We start from the raw sequence: 18,347 nt of genomic DNA, 5'->3' as shown, positions 1-18,347 counted from the left end.
GCGACCCGCTCATTTACCGGCACATAACAGAGTTTACTGGCGTAAGCCCCTCCAATTGCCAGATAATCCTGCGCCTTGCAATTGGCGTCATAGCTTTGACGTCATGGTGATAACCGGTGATCCACAGGACCTGACCCGGCCTGTGCCCGATTTCTCCCCAGCCGATACCGCCGTTTCAGGAGGCCAGGATGCACAATGACGGAAAGGTGCTGCCCTTCAACAAGGCCTACGCCACGCCATCGCCGCTCGCGCGCCTGCCGGTGGTGTTGCTGCAGGTTCGCGACAAGGCTGCGCAGCAGTTGCAGCAAGGGCTGCAGGACCTGTTCGATAACGCCGACGACACCTTGTTTGAAATGGCCGACAGGGCCCGCAACGACGTCGACCATCATATTTTCTTTGAAGCCATGCGTGACCTGCGCCTCAAGCGCAAGAATTTCGAGCGCGTGTTCATGGAGCAATTGTTCGAAGCCTTTTCCGGCCTGGGCCATGCGGGGCTGGGTGACCGGCAACTGTTGCCGGTGGTGTCCTATGACACGGCCTCGGGCGCGTCCAGGGATGATCAGGAAAAAACCGTGGCACTTGAGGCCATGCTGAGCCGTGTGCATAACCGTGATGGTCTTGCCTTGTCGCAGCTCACCGCACGCTTGAGCGCGGTGCTGGGCAAGCACCTGGATGAGCATGAGAACCCCCTGGGTCCGGCGCTGCTGTGCGAGTTTTTCCTGCGCGCGGGCCGTAGCCTCGGGGTGGAAATCCGCGTCAAGCTGATCATGCTCAAGCTGTTTGAAAAGTACGTACTCAGTGACGCCGACCAACTGTATGGCGAAGCCAATCAATTGCTGATCGCCACAGGCGTGTTGCCCGAACTCAAGGCGGTGCCCTCCCGTCGTCCCGGTGGGCGTGATGGACGTGACTGCCAGCGCGAACCGGCACTGCCGACCGCCGACCTGGCCATTGACGAAACCGGCCAGGAAGCCTTTGCGGCCTTGCAGCAATTGCTGGTCGCCGTGCGCGGCAGTGTGGCGCCGACTCTGGAGGCCAGTGCCGAGCCTGTGCCCATTTCCAGCCGTGATCTGCTGCGTCTGCTGTCGCATCTGCAGCAGTACGTGCCGGAGCCGCAAGCCGAGGACGATTTCGACCTGCGCAACCAGCTCGAGCAGCTACTGACGCGTGTCAGCGTCAAGAGTGGCAGGTCACGGGTGGTGGAAGTTGCGGACGAGGATGTGATCAACCTGGTCGCCCTGTTGTTCGAGTTCATCCTCAATGACCGCAGCGTGCCGGACGCCTTCAAGGCGTTGATCGCACGTTTGCAGATACCCATGCTGAAAGTGGCGGTGCTGGACAAGAGTGTTCTCAGCCGCGCCAGCCATCCGGCGCGGCGCCTGTTGAATGAAATTGCGGCGGCGGCCCTGGGTTGGAGCTCCAGGGATGATTGCTCGCGTGACAACCTGTATGTGCGCATCGAGCAGGTGGTGCAGCGCTTGCTCAACGAATTCATCGAAGACCCGGCGATTTTTTCCCAGCTGCTCACCGAGTTCAGCGCGTTTACGGCCGATGAGTGGCGCCGCAGCGAGCTGCTGGAACAACACACGCGCGACGCCGAACAAGGCCGCATGCGCACCGAAGCGGCCCGCCAGCGGGTCGCGGATGTGCTCAATCAACGGTTGTTGGGCAAGGTGTTGCCGGTAGCGGTCGTGCAGTTCCTGCAACAGGCCTGGAGCCAGGTGATGCTGTTGGCCAGCCTCAAGCATGGTGAGCAATCGGTGCAATGGCAGGCCGCGCTGCGCACCATGGACGAGTTGGTCTGGAGCGTCGGTCTGCCGGACGATACCGAGGCAGGTCGGCACCTGATGGAGCAATTGCCGGGCTTGCTCAAGGCCTTGCGTGACGGTTTGACCAGTGCCGCCTTCGACCCCTTCAGCACGCGCGATTTCTTTGTTCGCCTGCAGGCCCTGCATGTCCAGGCGCCCGAAGGCGTGGAGGCGTTAATCGAAGTGCGCGGGCCGTTCGTGCTCAGCACCTTGCCCGCCGATTCAGGCGAACACCTGCCGGCCGATGATCCCGACCTGCTCAAGGTTCACCAATTGCGCATCGGCGGCTGGGTGATGTACCAGCAGGACCAGGCCAACACCCTGCGCTGCAAGTTGACGGCGATCATGGCGCCGGCCGACACCTATATATTCGTCAGTCGCACCGGGCTCAAGGTCCTGGAGCAAAGCGCCGGTCAGTTAGCACTGGCGTTCAAGCGCGGCGCGCTGCAGACGTTGGACGACGGCCCCCTGTTCGAACGGGCGCTGGCCGCCGTGGTGGACAGATTGCAGCAACTCAATCGCGGCAAGTGATCGCAACCACAGGGTCGAACGCGGCATACTGGTCACACGTTGTCTCACTCAGGGAACCTGTATGCAGTTGGACCCCATCAGCGGTTGGTGCCAGGGCATCCGTCATTGCCCCTCGCCCAACTTCAACGAGCGCCCCGCAGGCGAAGTCTCACTGTTGGTGGTGCATAACATCAGCCTGCCACCGGCGCAGTTCGCCACGGGTAAAGTGCAGGAATTTTTCCAGAATCGCCTGGATGTCACGGAACATCCCTACTTTGAAGGGATTGCCGACCTACGGGTATCTGCACATTTTCTGATTGAGCGTGACGGCGCCGTGACGCAGTTTGTGTCGTGCCTCGATCGTGCCTGGCATGCCGGGATTTCGTGCTTCGAAGGGCGGGAAACCTGCAATGACTTTTCCCTGGGAATCGAGCTGGAAGGCACGGATGAACTGCCATTCACCGATGCTCAGTATGAGGCGCTGATCGAGTTGACCCGTCAGTTGCTCGGCGCTTACCCCGGTATTACCCCGCAACGTATCTGTGGCCACAGTGACATTGCGCCTGGACGCAAGACCGATCCCGGCCCCGCTTTTGATTGGACGCGCTTTCGCAGCGCCCTGCAGGATGGAGGACACGCACGATGAGTTTCCTGGTATTGGTACTGGCCGTGTGGATCGAGAAATTCTCGGCCCTGCGTCAACGTTTGCAGCGTGATGGTGGCTGGTTGCGCGAATTGGCCAAGCTGGAATCGAGCCCGCGCATGGGCAAACAGCCGTGGCTGATTCTGACCCTGTTGGTGCTGCTGCCGGTGGCGTTGCTGGCGTTGTTGCTTCTGGTGCTGGAGCCGGTGGCGTATGGCTTGTTGGCACTGCCGGTGCATCTGTTGGTGGTGATCTACAGCCTGGGGCGCGGCGATCTACTGGCCGGGCTCGGCCCGTTCCGCGATGCCTGGCGGCGTGGTGACTTGCAGGCTGCCGAGCATGTGGCCGAGCGCGATCTGGCGCTGGGCGCGGACAGCGGCGAGCAGTTGCTGGAACGCGTTCAGGGCCACCTGTTGTGGCAGGCGTACCAGAGTTTTTTCGCGGTGATTTTCTGGTACTTCTTGTTGGGTCCCGTCGCCGCCCTGGCTTACCGCCTGTTGGCGCTGGCCAGCGAGCACAGTCGCAACCCGTTGGTGGCCGAGCGCGCCGGGCAACTGCGACATGCCTTCGATTGGTTGCCGGTTCGCTTGCTGGCGGCCAGCTTTGCGCTGGTGGGCAACTTTGTTGCGGTCAGCCGCGTGATGCTTCATGAGCTGCTGAGCTGGGACATCAGCGCGGCTCAACTGGTGGAAAAGGTCGGCTTGGTGGCCGCCGAAATTCCGGCTCCGGTGGTGGGGGCCGACGGTATCAGCAGCCTCGATCGCCTGTGGGAACTGCTGCTGCGCGCGGCGGTGTTGTGGTACGCCGGGTTTGCCATCTGGACCGTATTGCCTTGATCCTTGTCATCAGCGGGCTTGCCCCGCGCCGGGCTGCTTAGCAGCCCCCTGGACTCCCCCCTTCGTTAACCTTAAGTTACAAAACTCCCCTTCAAATTGAGCTATACAGGCAGAGCGCCAAATAGTGGCTTTGTGCCGCCGCCCTGCGCCTCAATAAAAATAAAAACAAGGGAGTTCACCTGTGAAGAGCTTGCTCTATCCCGCTGTCGCATTGATGAATCGCCTGACCTTCAGCATGAAGTTCAGCCTGATCAGCGTGCTGTTCCTGCTGCCGATGCTGGCGACCAACTATTACCTGGTGCGCGATTCCTGGCGTGAATTCCAAGGCACCCGAGTCGAGCTGCAAAGCCTCGATCTGCTTGGCGGCAGCCTGGCGTTGCGTCGTGATCTGGAAACCCTCAACAACCAGGTACAGATCAACGCAACCCTCGGCCAATCGGGCAAGGCCGGTGACCTGGAGAGCCAGATCGGCACCCTCGAACAGAGTCTGCTCAGCCGCTTGCAAGCCCTCAACGCAGTGGCCGGCGAGCCTGAGCAAATAGTCGTTTTCGAAGGCAAGCGCGACGAACTGATCGCCGCCTTTACGGCCCAGCAACAGGAAACCTCGCTGATGAGTAAAAGCGCGCTGATCGGCAAACTGCTGAACAAGGCGCAAATGCTCAGCCAGATCATCGCCAGCCAATCCGGCCTGAGCCGCGATTCCCAGAGCGACCTGCGCCAACTCAGTGAGCTGATCACCAGTGTCACCCCGCAAGTCACCCAGACCTTGGGCGAAGGTCGTGCGATGGGCGCGTATTCCCTGGGCCAGGGTTTCCTCAACTCATCGTCCAGCACCCGCTTTGATGAATTGTTGCAGCAGCTGGAAAAACTCCACGCCGAATACGCCTTGAAGTTGCAGGACGCCCTGGGTTCCAGCAGCGCCGCGCATGCCGCCCTCGATGGCCTGGCCAAGGCCAGCAATGGGAGCCTCAAGCAAGGCAGCGCAGTTTTTGAAGAGCAGGTGGTGATGGCCGAAACTCTCGACGCGCCCTGGCCGGCCTTCTACGACGAGGTCAGTCAATTGATGGCCACTACCTATGAACTCGATGCAGCCACGCTGGCCTTCCTGGGCCAGCAACTGGAGCAGCGGTTGGCGCAGAACCGCACGCACATGCTGGTGCTGATCTCGGGCCTGACGGCGGTGTTCTTGCTGATTTTCTATCTTTACGCCGGTTTCTACGCCTCTACCCGCACCACCCTGCGGCGCCTGGGGGCCATGATGGACAAGGTCGCGGCCGGTGACATGACCGTGACCTTCGTTGCCCGCAGTCGCGATGAACTGGGCGACCTGGGCCAGGTGTTCAACGGCACCGTGGCGAAAATCCATGACTTGATCGAACGTGTCGGGCACACGGTCAGCCAGGTCGAGCGCCAGGCTGGCCAGGTGCAAGCGGTCTCGGCGCAGAGCAACCAGGCGGTGTCCGGTCAGCGCAGCCAGATCGAACAGGTAGCGACTGCCATGAACCAGATGTCGTCGACGGCCCAGGAAGTCGCACGCAATGCCGCAGCGGCGGTCAGCAGCGCCCACAGTGTCAACGATGAGACCGTCAGTGGCCGTAGCCTGGTGCAATCCCAGCAAGGCAGCATTGCGCGGCTGGCCTTGGAAATCGACCAGTCGGTGCGGGTCATCAACCAATTGGCCACCGACAGCCAGGCCATCAGCAGCGTATTGGAGGTGATCAAGAGCATCGCCGAGCAGACCAACCTGCTGGCGCTCAACGCGGCGATCGAAGCGGCCCGTGCGGGGGAGCAAGGGCGCGGTTTTGCGGTGGTGGCCGACGAGGTGCGTACCCTGGCTCGACGGACCCAGCAGTCCACCGAGGAAATCGAACAGATGATCAGCCGTCTGCACGACGGGGTGGCGGCGGCGGTCACCGCCATGGGCTCCAGCCATGCAATGGCGAATGGCACCGTGGGCCAGTCGGAGCAGGTACAGCAGGCCCTGGAAAACATCCTCGGTGCCGTCGGCATGATCGTCGATCAGAACCAGCAGATCGCCGCCGCCGTGGAACAGCAGACCGCGGTTGCCCACGATATCGACCAGAACATCGTCGAAATTAACCGTGCCGGTGAACATGCTGCCGACGGGGCGCATCAGACCGAAGCGGCGAGCCGGCAGTTGTCATTGCTGGTGGTCGAATTGAAGCATTTGATCGGGGCGTTTCGCGTGTAGGACGCGGGAGTAAGAACGGTCTTCGAGCGGTGTGGCGTTTTTCTGTATTTCACGGTGTGTCTTTTTTGAACGCGTAAGTAGGTGAGAATTTGTTTCACCTTATTAACGGTCCAAGGGAGGCACGACGATGACCGCTGCAATCGGCATCAAAGGGCACTGCGCCCATTGCGACATCACGTTTGTACTCAAACCCTGGCAATTGAATGCCATCGCGATCGAGGAGCCCTTCGATTGCCCGTATTGCCAGCAGATCCTGCAGTTGAGATGCCCGCGGCAGATGCGCCAATTCAAGTCGCTGGGCCACTGGGCCCTGGTACGCCCGAGCATGACCATGCTGACCTGTGCGGTGTTGATTGTGGTCCTGGTGGCGGAGTGGCTGGGGCTGATCAGTCTGGTCGGGCAGCTCAATGTGTCGCTGGTGGTGATCCTGATGCACTTTCTAACGCTGCGCTATGCCCGTTACCGGCAGAGAATGACGCTGCAACTGCAAATCGCCGCCGCGCCGTTACCAGTTGAACAGCTCGCACGCATTGCGTGTGCTCGCCTCGGCCAGCATTAGCGGGCTTGTGCCCATGCGCTCGGCCAGGGCGCCGCAGATCGCCGGCAAGTGCTCAGGGCTGTTGCGCCGGCCTGGGTACATGGCGGGGGCCATGTCCGGCGCGTCGGTTTCCAGCACCACGGCGTCCAGCGGCAGGTGCGCCAGCACCTTGTGCATGCGCAAGGCCTGCGGCCAGGTGGCGGCGCCGCCCAGGCCGAGCTTGAAGCCCAGCTTGATGTACTCGTGTGCCTCTTCGCGGCTGCCGGCAAAGGCGTGGATAATGCCGCCGCGTGGCAGGCGGATGCGCTTGAGCGTGGCGATGACCGCCGCGTGGCTGCGGCGTACATGCAGCAGCGCCGGGAGCTGGAAATCCACCGCCAGCTGAAGCTGCGCCTCGAACAGTGCTTGCTGGCGTTCGCGATCCAGCGCTTGCAGGAAATAATCCAGGCCGATTTCGCCGACCGCGCACAGTTGCCGATGGCCATGCAGGCGTGACAACCAGTCGGCCAACGCGGTCAGGTCGGCGGGGCGGTGGTCGTCGAGGTACACCGGATGCAGGCCGAAGGCCGCGAACAAACCTTCATCGGCCTGCACCAGATCCCACAGCCTCTGCCAGTTCTGCTGATACACCCCCAACACCACCATGCGCCGCACGCCCAATTCACGGCTATGGGCGAGGACTTCGCGCCGATCCGTGTCGAAGTCGGCGAAGTCCAGGTGAGTGTGGGTGTCGATCAGCTCCACGCTTACGCCTCGATAATGCGCTGCTTGAAGGTCCGGCCGATGGCGTGTACGCCCGGCTGGTACTGCTCTTCTTCAATCGCCGCCAGCGCCAGGCGCAGGGCGGCGTCCGCGATCAACTGGTGTTGCTGGGCCATGGCGTTGACCGGCAGTGGCAAAAAGTCCAGTAACTGGGTGTCACCAAACGTGCCCAGGCGCAGCGGGCGTGATTTGAGCGGATAGTCATGCAGTGCGTCGAACACGCCCTGTAACAACACATAGGACGTGGTCACCAGCGCATCAGGCAGGTGCCCCAGTTGCTGGAGCAATTGCTGCATCAACTGGCGGCCACCCTCGCGACTGAAGGCTTCGGCGTGTTCGACGATGATTTCACCGGTGAACCCCTGCAGCGCTTCGCGAAAACCGGCGGCGCGCTCCTGGCTGATGCTCAACTCGGGCCGTGCGCCGATCAGCACGATCTGCTTGGGCAGCGGTTGCAGCAGGCTGGCCGTCAATTGCTGGCAGGCCTGGCGGTCGTCGCTGACCACCGAGCAGAACTGTTCCGGCGCCATCACCCGGTCGATAGCGATCACCGGCAGGCCCTTGGCTTGCAGCTCGCGGTAACTGTCGTCGTCGGCGGGCAGGCAACTGGCCACGAACAACGCGTCGCAACGCCGGGCGCGGAACAGTTGCAGCAACTGGCGCTCGCTGTCCGCATCGTCGTCGGAACTGGCGATCAACAGTTGATAGCCGCGCGCTCGGGCGCCTTGTTCCAATAGCTTGGCGATACGTGCGTAACTGGGGTTTTCCAGGTCGGGCAGAATAAAGCCCAGGGTGCGCGTATGCCGGCTGCGCAGCCCGGCGGCCTGTGGGTTTGGGGTAAAGCCATGAGCCTCGACAACGGCACGCACCCGCTCGACGGTGGCATTGCTGATGCGTTGCTGTTCGGCCTTGCCGTTGATGACGTAGCTGGCGGTGGTCACGGACACACCGGCGAGACGCGCGATATCACTGAGTTTCAAACCGGGATTTCCTTGTTTTTTAGAGCTTGCCCCGACATTTTGTCCAATCCTAACCGATTCCAGCCCGGGACCCATGTCCCAGCTCAAGTGCCGAGTGGGTCTTCAAGGATGGCCAATTAACGCGTAATCTGCCATAAAATCTAGATTAAACGTTTCAGCAGGCGTATTTTTACGATGTTCGCGACTGAGTGGCTACTGCCAATTGACTACTCAGTCAGTTATCGCAGAACACCTTTACACTGTTTTATTCAAAACAATACCTAGTGCACCAGCGCACTAACTAGGAGAACGGCATGCTTGAGCTCACCCACGAGCAGATATCCATGGGCCAGGTGGCTGTGGATAAGTCTGCTGCCTTGCACTTGCTCGCTGACAAACTGGTGGCCGATGGCCTGGTCGCCGAGGGTTACCTCAGCGGTTTGCAAGCCCGTGAAGCCCAAGGTTCGACCTTTCTCGGCCAAGGTATTGCCATCCCCCACGGCACCCCCGAAACCCGCGACCAGGTGTTTGCCACCGGTGTGCGCCTGCTGCAGTTCCCCGAAGGGGTGGACTGGGGCGACGGCCAGATCGTCTACCTGGCGATCGGCATCGCCGCGCAATCCGATGAACACCTGCGCCTGCTGCAATTGCTCACCCGCGCCCTGGGTGAAACCGACCTGGGCCAGGCGCTGCGCCGTGCCGGCAGTGCCGAAGCCTTGCTGAAACTGCTGCAAGGCGCGCCGCAGGAACTGGCGCTGGATGCGCAGATGATCAGCCTGGGCGTGTCTGCCGACGACTTCGAAGAGCTGGTCTGGAGAGGTGCGCGCCTGTTGCGCCAGGCCGACTGCGTGAGCAACGGGTTCGCCGCCGTGTTGCAGCAGGTCGATGCGCTGCCCCTGGGTGATGGCCTGTGGTGGCTGCACAGCGAGCAGACGGTAAAACGTCCGGGCCTGGCGTTTGTGACCCCGGATAAACCGATGCGTTACCTCGGTCAGCCGCTCAATGGTCTGTTCTGCCTGGCCAGTCTGGGGGAGGCCCATCAAGCCCTGCTGGAGCGCCTATGCGCATTGCTGATCGAAGGCCGCGGCCAGGAATTGGGCCGTGCCACCAGCAGCCGTGCGGTACTCGAAGTGCTGGGCGGCGAACTGCCGCCGGACTGGCCGAGTGCCCGTATTACCCTGGCTAACGCCCATGGCCTGCATGCGCGCCCGGCGAAGATCCTCGCCCAATTGGCCAAGAGTTTTGAAGGCGACCTGCGTGTGCGCATCGTCGATGGCTCAGTGGGTGCTGTGTCGGTGAAAAGCCTGAGCAAGCTGCTCAGCCTCGGTGCGCGTCGCGGCCAGGTGCTGGAATTTGTCGCCGAGCCGAGCATCGCCGGCGATGCGCTGCCCGCGCTGTTGGCGGCGGTGCAGGAGGGTCTTGGCGAAGAGGTCGAGGCGTTGCCGACGGTGAGCGCCCAGCCCGAAGTGCTCGATATCGAGCCGGTGGTCAGCGCGCCGCCAGCCGGCAGCCAGGTGCAGGCGATTGCGGCCGCGCCGGGTATTGCCATCGGTCCTGCGCACATTCAGATCCAGCAAGTATTCGACTACCCCCTGCGCGGCGAGTCCTCGGCCATTGAGCGCCAGCGCCTGCAAGCCGCCCTGGCGGACGTGCGCCGCGATATCCAGGGCCTGATCGAACGCAACCCGTCCAAGGCGATCCGTGAGATTTTCATCACTCACCAGGAAATGCTCGACGATCCGGAACTGACCGACGAAGTCGACACCCGCCTCAAGCAGGGCGAGAGCGCCGAAGCCGCCTGGATGAGCGTGATCGAAGCCGCCGCCAGGCAGCAGGAGTCATTGCAGGACGCCTTGCTCGCCGAGCGTGCCGCCGACCTGCGGGACATCGGCCGGCGTGTGCTGGCGCAATTGTGCGGCGTCGAAAGCGCCCAGGAGCCGAGTGAGCCTTACATACTGGTGATGGACGAAGTCGGCCCCTCCGATGTCGCGCGCCTGGACCCGACTCGCGTCGCCGGTATCCTCACCGCCCGTGGCGGCGCCACCGCTCACAGCGCCATCGTCGCGCGTGCTCTGGGCATCCCTGCGCTGGTCGGCGCCGGCCCCGGCGTGCTGCTGCTGGCCGCCGGCACGCCGCTGTTGCTCGATGGTCAGCGCGGCCGCCTGCATGTGGACGCCGACGCCGCGACCCTGCAACGCGCCACCGTCGAACGCGACACCCGCGAACAGCGCCTGCAAGCCGCTGCGGCCCAGCGCCACGAACCGGCCGTGACTCGCGACGGTCATGCCGTGGAAGTGTTCGCCAACATCGGCGAAAGCGCCGGTGTGGCGAGTGCGGTGGAGCAGGGCGCCGAAGGCATCGGCCTGCTGCGTACCGAACTGATTTTCATGGCGCATCCCCAAGCGCCGGACGAAGCCACCCAGGAGGCCGAATACCGCCGCGTGCTCGACGGCCTCGGCGGGCGTCCGCTGGTGGTGCGGACCCTGGATGTGGGTGGCGATAAACCCTTGCCTTACTGGCCGATTGCCGAGGAGGAAAACCCCTTCCTTGGCGTGCGCGGCATTCGCCTGACCCTGCAACGCCCACAGATCATGGAAGCGCAATTACGCGCGTTGCTGCGTTCTGCGGACAGCCGCCCGTTGCGCATCATGTTCCCGATGGTCGGCAGCGTCGATGAGTGGCGTGCGGCCCGCGACATGACCGAGCGCCTGCGCCTGGAAATTCCGGTGGCGGACCTGCAACTGGGCATCATGATCGAAGTCCCGTCGGCCGCGTTGCTGGCGCCGGTGCTGGCCAAGGAAGTCGACTTCTTCAGCGTCGGCACCAACGACCTGACCCAATACACCCTGGCCATCGACCGAGGCCACCCGACCTTGTCGGCCCAGGCCGATGGCCTGCACCCGGCGGTGTTGCAACTGATCGACATCACCGTGCGCGCGGCCCATGCCCATGGCAAATGGGTCGGTGTGTGCGGCGAGCTGGCGGCGGACCCGCTGGCGGTGCCGGTGCTGATCGGCCTGGGTGTGGATGAGTTGAGCGTGTCGGCCCGCAGCATTCCCGAAGTGAAGGCGCGCGTGCGTGAATTCAGTCTGAGCGAGGCCCAGAGCCTGGCGCAACAAGCACTGGCGGTGGGCTCCCCCGCCGAAGTGCGTGCCCTAGTGGAGGCCGTGTAAATGGCAAGGATTCTAACCCTGACGCTGAACCCGGCGTTGGACCTGACGGTGCGCCTGCCGCGCCTGACGCCCGGTGAAGTCAACCGCAGCGAAACCCTGCTCACCCACGCCGCCGGCAAGGGGGTGAATGTCGCCCAGGTGCTGGCCGATCTCGGTCACGTGGTCAACGTGGGCGGTTTTCTCGGGCGTGCCAACCCCCAGGCGTTCGATGTGTTGATCGCCAGCCGGGGATTTGGCGACTCGTTCATTCGCGTACCGGGCGAGACCCGCAGCAATATCAAGATTGCCGAACAGGACGGCCGGGTCACCGATATCAATGCGCCGGGGCCACTGGTGAGTGAGCAGGCACAACAAGACTTGCTGACACTGATCACAACCGTCGGCCCTGACTTCGATGCGGTGGTGGTGGCCGGCAGTTTGCCGCGTGGCGTCAGCCCGCAGTGGTTTCAGAACATGCTGGAGCAACTGAAGGCGCTCGGTCTGAAGGTGGTTCTGGACACCAGCGGCGAAGCGCTGCGCGCCGGTTTGAAGGCGGGGCCATGGATGGTCAAGCCCAATACTGAAGAGCTGGCCGAAGCGCTGGATAACGCCACCGATGCCGTCAGCCAACTGCATCGACAGGGTGTGGAACACGTGGTGGTTTCCGACGGTGCCGCCGGCGTGACCTGGTACAGCTCGGCTGCGACTCTGCATGCCACGCCGCCTCAAGTGACGGTAGCCAGCACTGTTGGCGCCGGCGACTCGCTGCTGGCCGGCATGCTCCACGGGCTGCTCAGCGGCGACACGCCCGAGCAGACCCTGCGCCGCGCCACCGCGATTGCCGCGATGGCGGTGACGCAGATCGGTTTTGGCATCAGCGATGACGCGCAGTTGGCGCGCCTCGAAAGCGGCGTTGTCGTACGCACGCTGACAGAACAATAAGAGGGTTTGTGATGAAGTTAGCCATTGTTACTGCCTGCCCCAACGGCATGGTCACCAGTGTGCTGTGCGCCCGCTTGTTGGATGCCGCCGCGCAGCGCCAAGGGTGGAGCACCAGCGTCGAAGTGGTGGATGTGCAGCACCCGGAACGCCAATTGTCCGAGGCGACCCTCAACGATGCCGAGTGGGTATTGCTGGTCAGCAGCACCCCGGTGGACATGCAGCGGTTTGTCGGCAAACGCGTGTTCCAGAGTACCCCGGCCCAGGCGTTGGCGGATGTCGACGCGGTGCTGCGGCGCGGGGCTGAAGAGGCCCAGGTATTCGTCGCAAGCGATGCATCCGCCGTTGCGAAAAATGCTCCGCGCATCGTCGCGATTACCGCCTGCCCGACCGGCGTGGCCCACACCTTCATGGCCGCCGAAGCCTTGCAGCAAACCGCCAAGCGCCTGGGCTATGACCTGCAGGTCGAAACCCAGGGTTCGGTCGGCGCGCGTACGCCGTTGAGCCCGCAGGCCATCGCCGATGCCGACGTGGTGTTGTTGGCCGCCGACATCGAAGTCGCCACCGAGCGCTTCGCCGGCAAGAAGATCTATCGCTGTGGCACCGGCATTGCTCTCAAGCAATCCGAAGCAACCCTCAACAAGGCCCTGGCCGAGGGTGCCGTGGAAAGCGCGGCCAGCGGCGCGGTGGCCAAGCAAGAAAAAGCCGGTGTGTATAAACACCTGCTCACCGGTGTGTCGTTCATGCTGCCGATGGTGGTAGCGGGCGGGCTGTTGATCGCGCTGTCGTTCGCGTTCGGCATTCATGCGTTCGAACAGCCAGGCACCCTCGCAGCCGCGTTGAAAACCATCGGCAACAGTGCCTTCACGCTGATGGTGCCGCTACTGGCGGGGTATATCGCCTACTCGATTGCCGACCGTCCCGGCATTGCGCCGGGCATGATCGGCGGCCTGTTGGCCGGCACGTTGGGCGCGGGGTTTATCGGCGGCATCCTGGCCGGTTTCCTGGCGGGTTACAGCGTCAAGCTGATCAGCCGTGCCGTGCGCTTGCCGCAAAGCATGGAGGCGCTCAAGCCGATCCTGATCATCCCGTTGCTGGCGAGCCTGTTCACCGGTCTTGCGATGATCTACCTGGTGGGGCCGCCGGTGGCGCGCATGCTCACCGGGCTGACCGGCTTCCTCAGCACCATGGGCACCACCAATGCGGTGCTGCTGGGTATCCTGCTGGGCGGCATGATGTGCGTGGACCTGGGTGGGCCTATCAACAAGGCGGCCTATGCGTTTTCGGTGGGATTGCTGGCGGCGTCCAGCGGCGCGCCGATGGCAGCGACCATGGCTGCCGGCATGGTGCCGCCGATTGGCATGGGCATCGCCACGTTCCTGGCGCGGCGAAAATTTGCCCAGACCGAGCGCGAAGCCGGCAAGGCCGCGATGATCCTCGGCCTGTGCTTTATCTCCGAGGGCGCGATCCCGTTTGCCGCCAAAGACCCGCTGCGCGTAATCCCGGCCTGCATCGCCGGCGGAGCATTGACCGGTGCCTTGTCGATGTACTTCGGCTGCGTGCTGGCGGCGCCCCATGGTGGGTTGTTCGTGTTGGTGATCCCGAATGCGATCAACCATGCGCTGTTGTATCTGCTGGCGATTGTGGCCGGCAGCCTGCTGACCGGGGTGGTGTACGCACTGATCAAGCGCCCGGAAGCGGTGGAGCTGGCAGTCACCACCGCCAAAGTCTGACGCCATTCAAACGGTGTCTTTAGATGTGTCACATGGGCTTCATCCCACCATGCTTTAGTGCCCTTTTGATTCTCAAGAGGGCACTCGCATGAGCCACTTCGATCTCGGCCGTCGCCGTGTGATGCAAGTCGTCGGTGCCGGCCTGTTGCTGCCGGGTCTGGCGCCGGCAGTGATCGCGTCGGTCAAGGACCGGCCGCAACTCACCGATGGCGTGCAGTCCGGCGACCTGCTCGGCGACCGTGCGATGATCTGGAGCCGCAGCGACCGCCCGGCGCGCATGGTGGTGGAGTGGGACACCCGCAGCGTGTTCAGCAACCCGCGTCGCTTTGTCTCGCCGCTGGCCGACAAAGGCAGCGACTTTACCGCGCGCGTCGAACTCAGCGGACTGCCTGCCGACCAGGCGATTTTCTACCGTGTGCACTTCGAAGATGCCCAGACCGGTATCGCCAGCGAGCCCTGGTTCGGCCACCTGCGCAGCGTGCCGCAACAGCGCCGCGACATCCGTTTTGTCTGGAGTGGCGACACTGTCGGCCAAGGTTTCGGCATCAACCCCGACATCGGCGGCATGCGCATCTACGAAGCCATGCGCCTGCGCCTGCCGGACTTCTTTATCCACAGCGGCGACACCATCTATGCCGACGGCCCGGTGCCGGCGCAACTGCCCACCGAGGGCGGGCGCATCTGGCGCAACATCACCACCGAGGCCAAGAGCAAAGTCGCCGAAACCCTCGACGACTATCGCGGCAATTACCGCTACAACCTGATGGATGAAAACGTGCGCCGCTTCAATGCCGAGGTGCCGCAGATCTGGCAGTGGGATGACCATGAGGTGGTGAACAACTGGTCGCCGAGCAAGCAACTCGATGAGCGCTACCAGACCAAGGACATCAACACCCTGGTGGGCCGTGCGCGTCAGGCCTGGCTGGAATATTCCCCCATGCGCCGGCAAAGCGCCGACGGTGGCGGCCGCATTTATCGCAAGCTCAGCTATGGCCCGCTGCTGGATGTGTTTGTGCTCGACATGCGCAGCTATCGCGGCGGCAACGATGACAACCTGGGCGGCGAAAAACCCTTCCTTGGCCGCGAGCAGTTGGACTGGCTCAAGCGCGAACTCAAGGCCTCCAAGGCGCAGTGGAAGGTGATTGCCGCTGATATGCCGATTGGCCTTGGTGTGCCCGACGGTGAGGTCAGCCCCGGTGTGGCGCGTTGGGAGGCGATTGCCAACAACGACCCGGGCGCGCCGCAAGGGCGCGAACTGGAAATCGCCGAGCTGCTGGGTTTTTTAAAGGCGCAGCAGGTGCGCAATCATCTGTGGCTGACGGCGGATGTGCATTACTGCGCAGCGCATCACTACCATCCGGATCGCGCGGCGTTCCAGGACTTTGAGCCGTTCTGGGAGTTTGTCGCCGGGCCCCTGAATGCGGGGAGCTTTGGACCCAATCCGCTGGATAAGACCTTTGGCCCAGAGGTGGTGTTCGAGAAGGCACCGCCTGCGCAGAACACCTCGCCGTTTGCCGGGTTTCAGTTTTTTGGCGAGGTGAATATTGATGGGCAGACGGCGGAGTTGACGGTGGTCCTGCGGGACTTGGATGGCGTCTCAGTATTTGAGCAAAAACTACAACCAGTCTGACCTGAAATGCGGTCCAAATGTGGGAGGGGCTGCTCCCACATTGGATCGCATCAGTACACGTCTCTACGGTAACGGCCTTGCTCAATCAAGCGCTCCACCGTCTCACGTCCGAGGACGTCGTGCAGCACCTGATCCACGCCCGCGGCCATGCCCTGCAAACTGCCGCACACATAGATCGCCGCGCCATCGGCCAGCCATTTACGCAATACATCCGCCGATTCACGCAGTCGGTCCTGTACGTAGATCTTTTCTGCCTGATCCCGCGAGAAGGCCAGGTCCAGCAAGGCCAGATCACCACTGGCCAGCCAGCTTTGCAGTTCGTCCTGGCACAGATAGTCGTGGGCGATATTGCGTTCGCCGAACAACAGCCAGTTACGCTGTTGGCCGTCTGCAATACGCGCCTTGAGCAAGCTGCGCAGGCCGGCGAGGCCGGTGCCGTTGCCCAGCAGAATCAACGGCACCGGCGCGTCCGGCAGGTGGAAGCCGCTGTTGCGGCGCAACCGCAGGCTGATGCCCGAACCGATGGACGCGTACTCGGTGAGCCAACCCGAACCCAGGCCCAGGCTGCCGTCGGGGTGGCATTCCTGACGCACGATCAGTTCCAGTACACCGTCGCTGGCAATCGAGGCAATCGAGTATTCGCGCATGCCCAGAGGCACCAGGGCATTCACCAGCGCCTGGGCGTGCAGGCCGACCAGATGAGTGCGGTTGTCCGGCAATTGGCGACTGGCCAGGGCCTGGTTGAGGGGTTGGGCCAGGCCGTCGATCAGCACATCGTCGTTGCCCGCCAGGCCCAGGCCTTCAAGGAAGTGCTCGATGGCCCGGGGGCCATTGCGCGGTAGCACTTCCACCAGGTCGCCGGCTTGCCAGGTGTGTGGCGAGGACGGGGTCAGGCCCAACAGGTACACGGCCGAGCCGCTGCTGTCCGGGTTGAGCAGGCGGCGCTGGCTGAGTGTCCAGTGTTCGTATTGCGCGGCGGGCCATGCCGCTGCGGGCGTGTGGCCGGTCAGTTGCCCCAGCTGTTGTTGCCAGTGCAGCAGCGCGGCGGTGTCACCGCTGTCCACTTCCACCGGGGCGAACAACGGGTTGCCGCCCTGGTTGGTCAGCCAGAAATGCAGGCGCCGGGCAAAGCCGCAGAAGTGTTCGTACTGGCGGTCACCCAGGGCCAGTACCGAGTAGTTCAGGCTCTTGAGGGACAGGGTTTGGCCGAGCACGCTGCGTTCGAAACCACGGGCGCTGTCCGGGGCTTCGCCGTCGCCGAAGGTGCTCACCACAAACAGTGCATTGTGCGACTGACGCAGGTCGGCCTGGCTGACGCTACCCAGAGGCTGCACCTTCACCGGCAGGCCGGCCGCCTGCAATTGCCCGGCGGTCTGCCAGGCCAGTTGCTCGGCAAAGCCGCTCTGGCTGGCAAAGCCGATCAGCCAGGCGGGCGCATCGCTGTGGTTGGCGGCCAGGCTTTGGCGGGCATCGCGCACCTGGCGTTTTTTGCGGCGACGGTCCAGGTACAGCAGCCAGCCGGTGATAAAGAACAGCGGCATCAGCACCGCGCTGAGCGTGAGGATGATGCGCCCGATCAGGCCGAAGTAGCTGCCGGTGTGCAGTGCATAAATGCTGGTCAGCAACTGCGCCTTGACGCTTTTGTTGGCGTACTGATCATGGGATTTGACCTCGCCGGTGGCCGGGTCGAGGTTGATCTGGTTCAGCGCGCGGTCGTGGGGCGAGTTTTGCAGCAGGTAATAAACGGTGGCGGGCTGGCCGGCAACCGCTGGCATGCGGATGTTGTAGGCGCTCAAGCCGGGACCGGCGTTGCTGTAGATGCTGCTCCAGATCGCATCGTAATTGGCGATCGGCGCCGGGCCCGCGGGCGCGGGGCCACGTGTGCGTACCCGCTCGTTTTGCGGGGCGTCGGACAACAGTTTGGTCAGACCCTGGCTGTACCAGTCGTAGGACCAGGACAATCCCGTCAACGCCGCCAGCAGATAGGCCAGCAGACACCAGGTGCCGAATACCGAATGCAGGTCCCAGTTGAAACTGCGACCTTTTTTTCGCCAGTCCAGGGTCAGCCATGCACGCCAGTTCGCGACCTGGCGCGGCCAGCGCAGGTACAAGCCAGAGAGACAGAAAAACACCAGGATCAGGGTGCAGGCGCCGGTGATCTGTCGGCCGGTTTCGCCCATGGCGAGGAAGCGGTGCAACTGCAGGATAAAGCCGAAGACGTCCTGGCCAACCACCTCACCCCGGTAGTCGCCGGTGTAGGGGTCGAAGTAGCGCATCTGGCCCCGGCGCTCTCCTGGCGGCGGGGTGAAGGCCACGCGCGCGGCGAGGCCGCTGTCGCGTTCGACCCAGAGCATGGCCACGGTCTTGCCTTCGGTGGCTTCCAGTTTGCGCACCAGTTCGGCGGGCGGCAGCACGCCGGCTTCGCGTTTTTCTACGCTCAGTACGCTGGGGTTGAGCGCCCGCAGTATTTCATCCTGAAACGAGACCGCAGCCCCGGTGATCCCCATCAAGGCCAGCACCAGCCCGGCACTGATGCCGAAGAACCAGTGCAACTGGAACAGGGTTTTCTTCAACACGTCTGACCGCCTCGTCTATCCGGATATGTAGGGCACGGCGCGCATTATG

General features: G+C 63.2%; 12 protein-coding genes and 1 pseudogene. 10 read left to right on the top strand and 3 right to left on the bottom strand.

What is annotated here, in order from left to right; genetic code table 11:
- Positions 1-188: 188 nt before the first annotated feature.
- From V6M90_RS07825 to V6M90_RS07805, 6 genes and pseudogenes are all read left to right on the top strand, one after another.
- Positions 189-2,339 carry a DUF1631 domain-containing protein gene (locus V6M90_RS07825; protein ID WP_332846279.1) on the top strand — a complete coding sequence of 717 codons (2,151 nt, stop codon included), beginning with the start codon at positions 189-191 and terminating at the stop codon, positions 2,337-2,339.
- A 61-nt stretch (positions 2,340-2,400) separates the two neighbouring features.
- Positions 2,401-2,964, top strand: coding sequence for a 1,6-anhydro-N-acetylmuramyl-L-alanine amidase AmpD (gene ampD, locus V6M90_RS07820; protein ID WP_078823228.1), 564 nt, complete (start codon positions 2,401-2,403; stop codon positions 2,962-2,964).
- On the top strand, positions 2,961-3,797 hold the full coding sequence (ampE, locus tag V6M90_RS07815; protein WP_141064340.1) for a regulatory signaling modulator protein AmpE: 837 nt from the start codon (positions 2,961-2,963) through the stop codon (positions 3,795-3,797). The genes ampD and ampE overlap by 4 nt, the downstream gene beginning before the upstream one ends.
- Positions 3,798-4,011: 214 nt before the next feature.
- A pseudogene (locus V6M90_RS30105) lies at positions 4,012-5,103 on the top strand (methyl-accepting chemotaxis protein); the annotation flags it as partial.
- Positions 5,080-6,009: a methyl-accepting chemotaxis protein gene (locus tag V6M90_RS30100; protein ID WP_408637285.1), complete on the top strand. Its 930-nt coding sequence runs from the start codon at positions 5,080-5,082 to the stop codon at positions 6,007-6,009. The pseudogene V6M90_RS30105 and the gene V6M90_RS30100, both read left to right, overlap by 24 nt.
- A 127-nt stretch (positions 6,010-6,136) precedes the next feature.
- Positions 6,137-6,568 carry a hypothetical protein gene (locus tag V6M90_RS07805; protein ID WP_141064342.1) on the top strand — a complete coding sequence of 144 codons (432 nt, stop codon included), beginning with the start codon at positions 6,137-6,139 and terminating at the stop codon, positions 6,566-6,568.
- Here the strand turns inward: V6M90_RS07805 and V6M90_RS07800 are convergent.
- Both V6M90_RS07800 and cra read right to left on the bottom strand, forming a co-directional pair.
- Complete coding sequence (locus V6M90_RS07800) at positions 6,515-7,291, bottom strand: TatD family hydrolase (RefSeq protein WP_332846278.1); 777 nt, start codon at positions 7,289-7,291, stop codon at positions 6,515-6,517. The two genes, V6M90_RS07805 and V6M90_RS07800, sit on opposite strands and share 54 nt — an antisense overlap.
- A 2-nt stretch (positions 7,292-7,293) precedes the next feature.
- Entirely contained in the window at positions 7,294-8,289 is a 996-nt protein-coding gene (gene cra / locus V6M90_RS07795; RefSeq protein ID WP_003171698.1) for a catabolite repressor/activator, read from the bottom strand.
- Positions 8,290-8,582: 293 nt separating this feature from the next.
- Between cra and ptsP the strand changes: the two genes are divergently transcribed.
- The 4 genes from ptsP to V6M90_RS07775 all read left to right on the top strand — a co-directional run bounded on the left by ptsP (position 8,583) and on the right by V6M90_RS07775 (position 15,722).
- Positions 8,583-11,441: a phosphoenolpyruvate--protein phosphotransferase gene (gene ptsP / locus V6M90_RS07790; protein ID WP_141064344.1), complete on the top strand. Its 2,859-nt coding sequence runs from the start codon at positions 8,583-8,585 to the stop codon at positions 11,439-11,441.
- Entirely contained in the window at positions 11,442-12,362 is a 921-nt protein-coding gene (pfkB, locus tag V6M90_RS07785) for a 1-phosphofructokinase (protein WP_003171702.1), read from the top strand.
- Between the two features lie 11 nt (positions 12,363-12,373).
- Complete coding sequence (locus tag V6M90_RS07780) at positions 12,374-14,092, top strand: PTS fructose-like transporter subunit IIB (RefSeq protein WP_141064345.1); 1,719 nt, start codon at positions 12,374-12,376, stop codon at positions 14,090-14,092.
- A gap of 88 nt (positions 14,093-14,180) precedes the next feature.
- Positions 14,181-15,722, top strand: a complete 1,542-nt coding sequence (locus V6M90_RS07775; protein ID WP_003171705.1) for an alkaline phosphatase D family protein — start codon at positions 14,181-14,183, stop codon at positions 15,720-15,722.
- 50 nt (positions 15,723-15,772) lie between these two features.
- Here V6M90_RS07775 and V6M90_RS07770 read toward each other — a convergent pair whose 3' ends face one another.
- On the bottom strand, positions 15,773-18,298 hold the full coding sequence (locus tag V6M90_RS07770) for a sulfite reductase flavoprotein subunit alpha (protein ID WP_332846277.1): 2,526 nt from the start codon (positions 18,296-18,298) through the stop codon (positions 15,773-15,775).
- Positions 18,299-18,347: the final 49 nt, after the last annotated feature.

The sequence above is a fragment of the Pseudomonas lactucae genome (genome assembly GCF_036688725.1).
Classification (GTDB): domain Bacteria; phylum Pseudomonadota; class Gammaproteobacteria; order Pseudomonadales; family Pseudomonadaceae; genus Aquipseudomonas; species Aquipseudomonas lactucae.
The sequence above is the reverse complement of the archived record's forward strand: the minus strand, read 5'-3'. Positions and strand labels throughout refer to the sequence as shown.

What these genes read in the sequence shown, in the direction of transcription:
- V6M90_RS07825 (WP_332846279.1), top strand. Translation starts at nt 189, where the DNA reads ATGCACAATGACGGAAAGGTGCTGCCCTTCAACAAGGCCTACGCCACG.
- ampD (WP_078823228.1), top strand. Translation starts at nt 2,401, where the DNA reads ATGCAGTTGGACCCCATCAGCGGTTGGTGCCAGGGCATCCGTCATTGC.
- ampE (WP_141064340.1), top strand. Translation starts at nt 2,961, where the DNA reads ATGAGTTTCCTGGTATTGGTACTGGCCGTGTGGATCGAGAAATTCTCG.
- V6M90_RS30100 (WP_408637285.1), top strand. Translation starts at nt 5,080, where the DNA reads ATGACCGTGACCTTCGTTGCCCGCAGTCGCGATGAACTGGGCGACCTG.
- V6M90_RS07805 (WP_141064342.1), top strand. Translation starts at nt 6,137, where the DNA reads ATGACCGCTGCAATCGGCATCAAAGGGCACTGCGCCCATTGCGACATC.
- ptsP (WP_141064344.1), top strand. Translation starts at nt 8,583, where the DNA reads ATGCTTGAGCTCACCCACGAGCAGATATCCATGGGCCAGGTGGCTGTG.
- pfkB (WP_003171702.1), top strand. Translation starts at nt 11,442, where the DNA reads ATGGCAAGGATTCTAACCCTGACGCTGAACCCGGCGTTGGACCTGACG.
- V6M90_RS07780 (WP_141064345.1), top strand. Translation starts at nt 12,374, where the DNA reads ATGAAGTTAGCCATTGTTACTGCCTGCCCCAACGGCATGGTCACCAGT.
- V6M90_RS07775 (WP_003171705.1), top strand. Translation starts at nt 14,181, where the DNA reads ATGAGCCACTTCGATCTCGGCCGTCGCCGTGTGATGCAAGTCGTCGGT.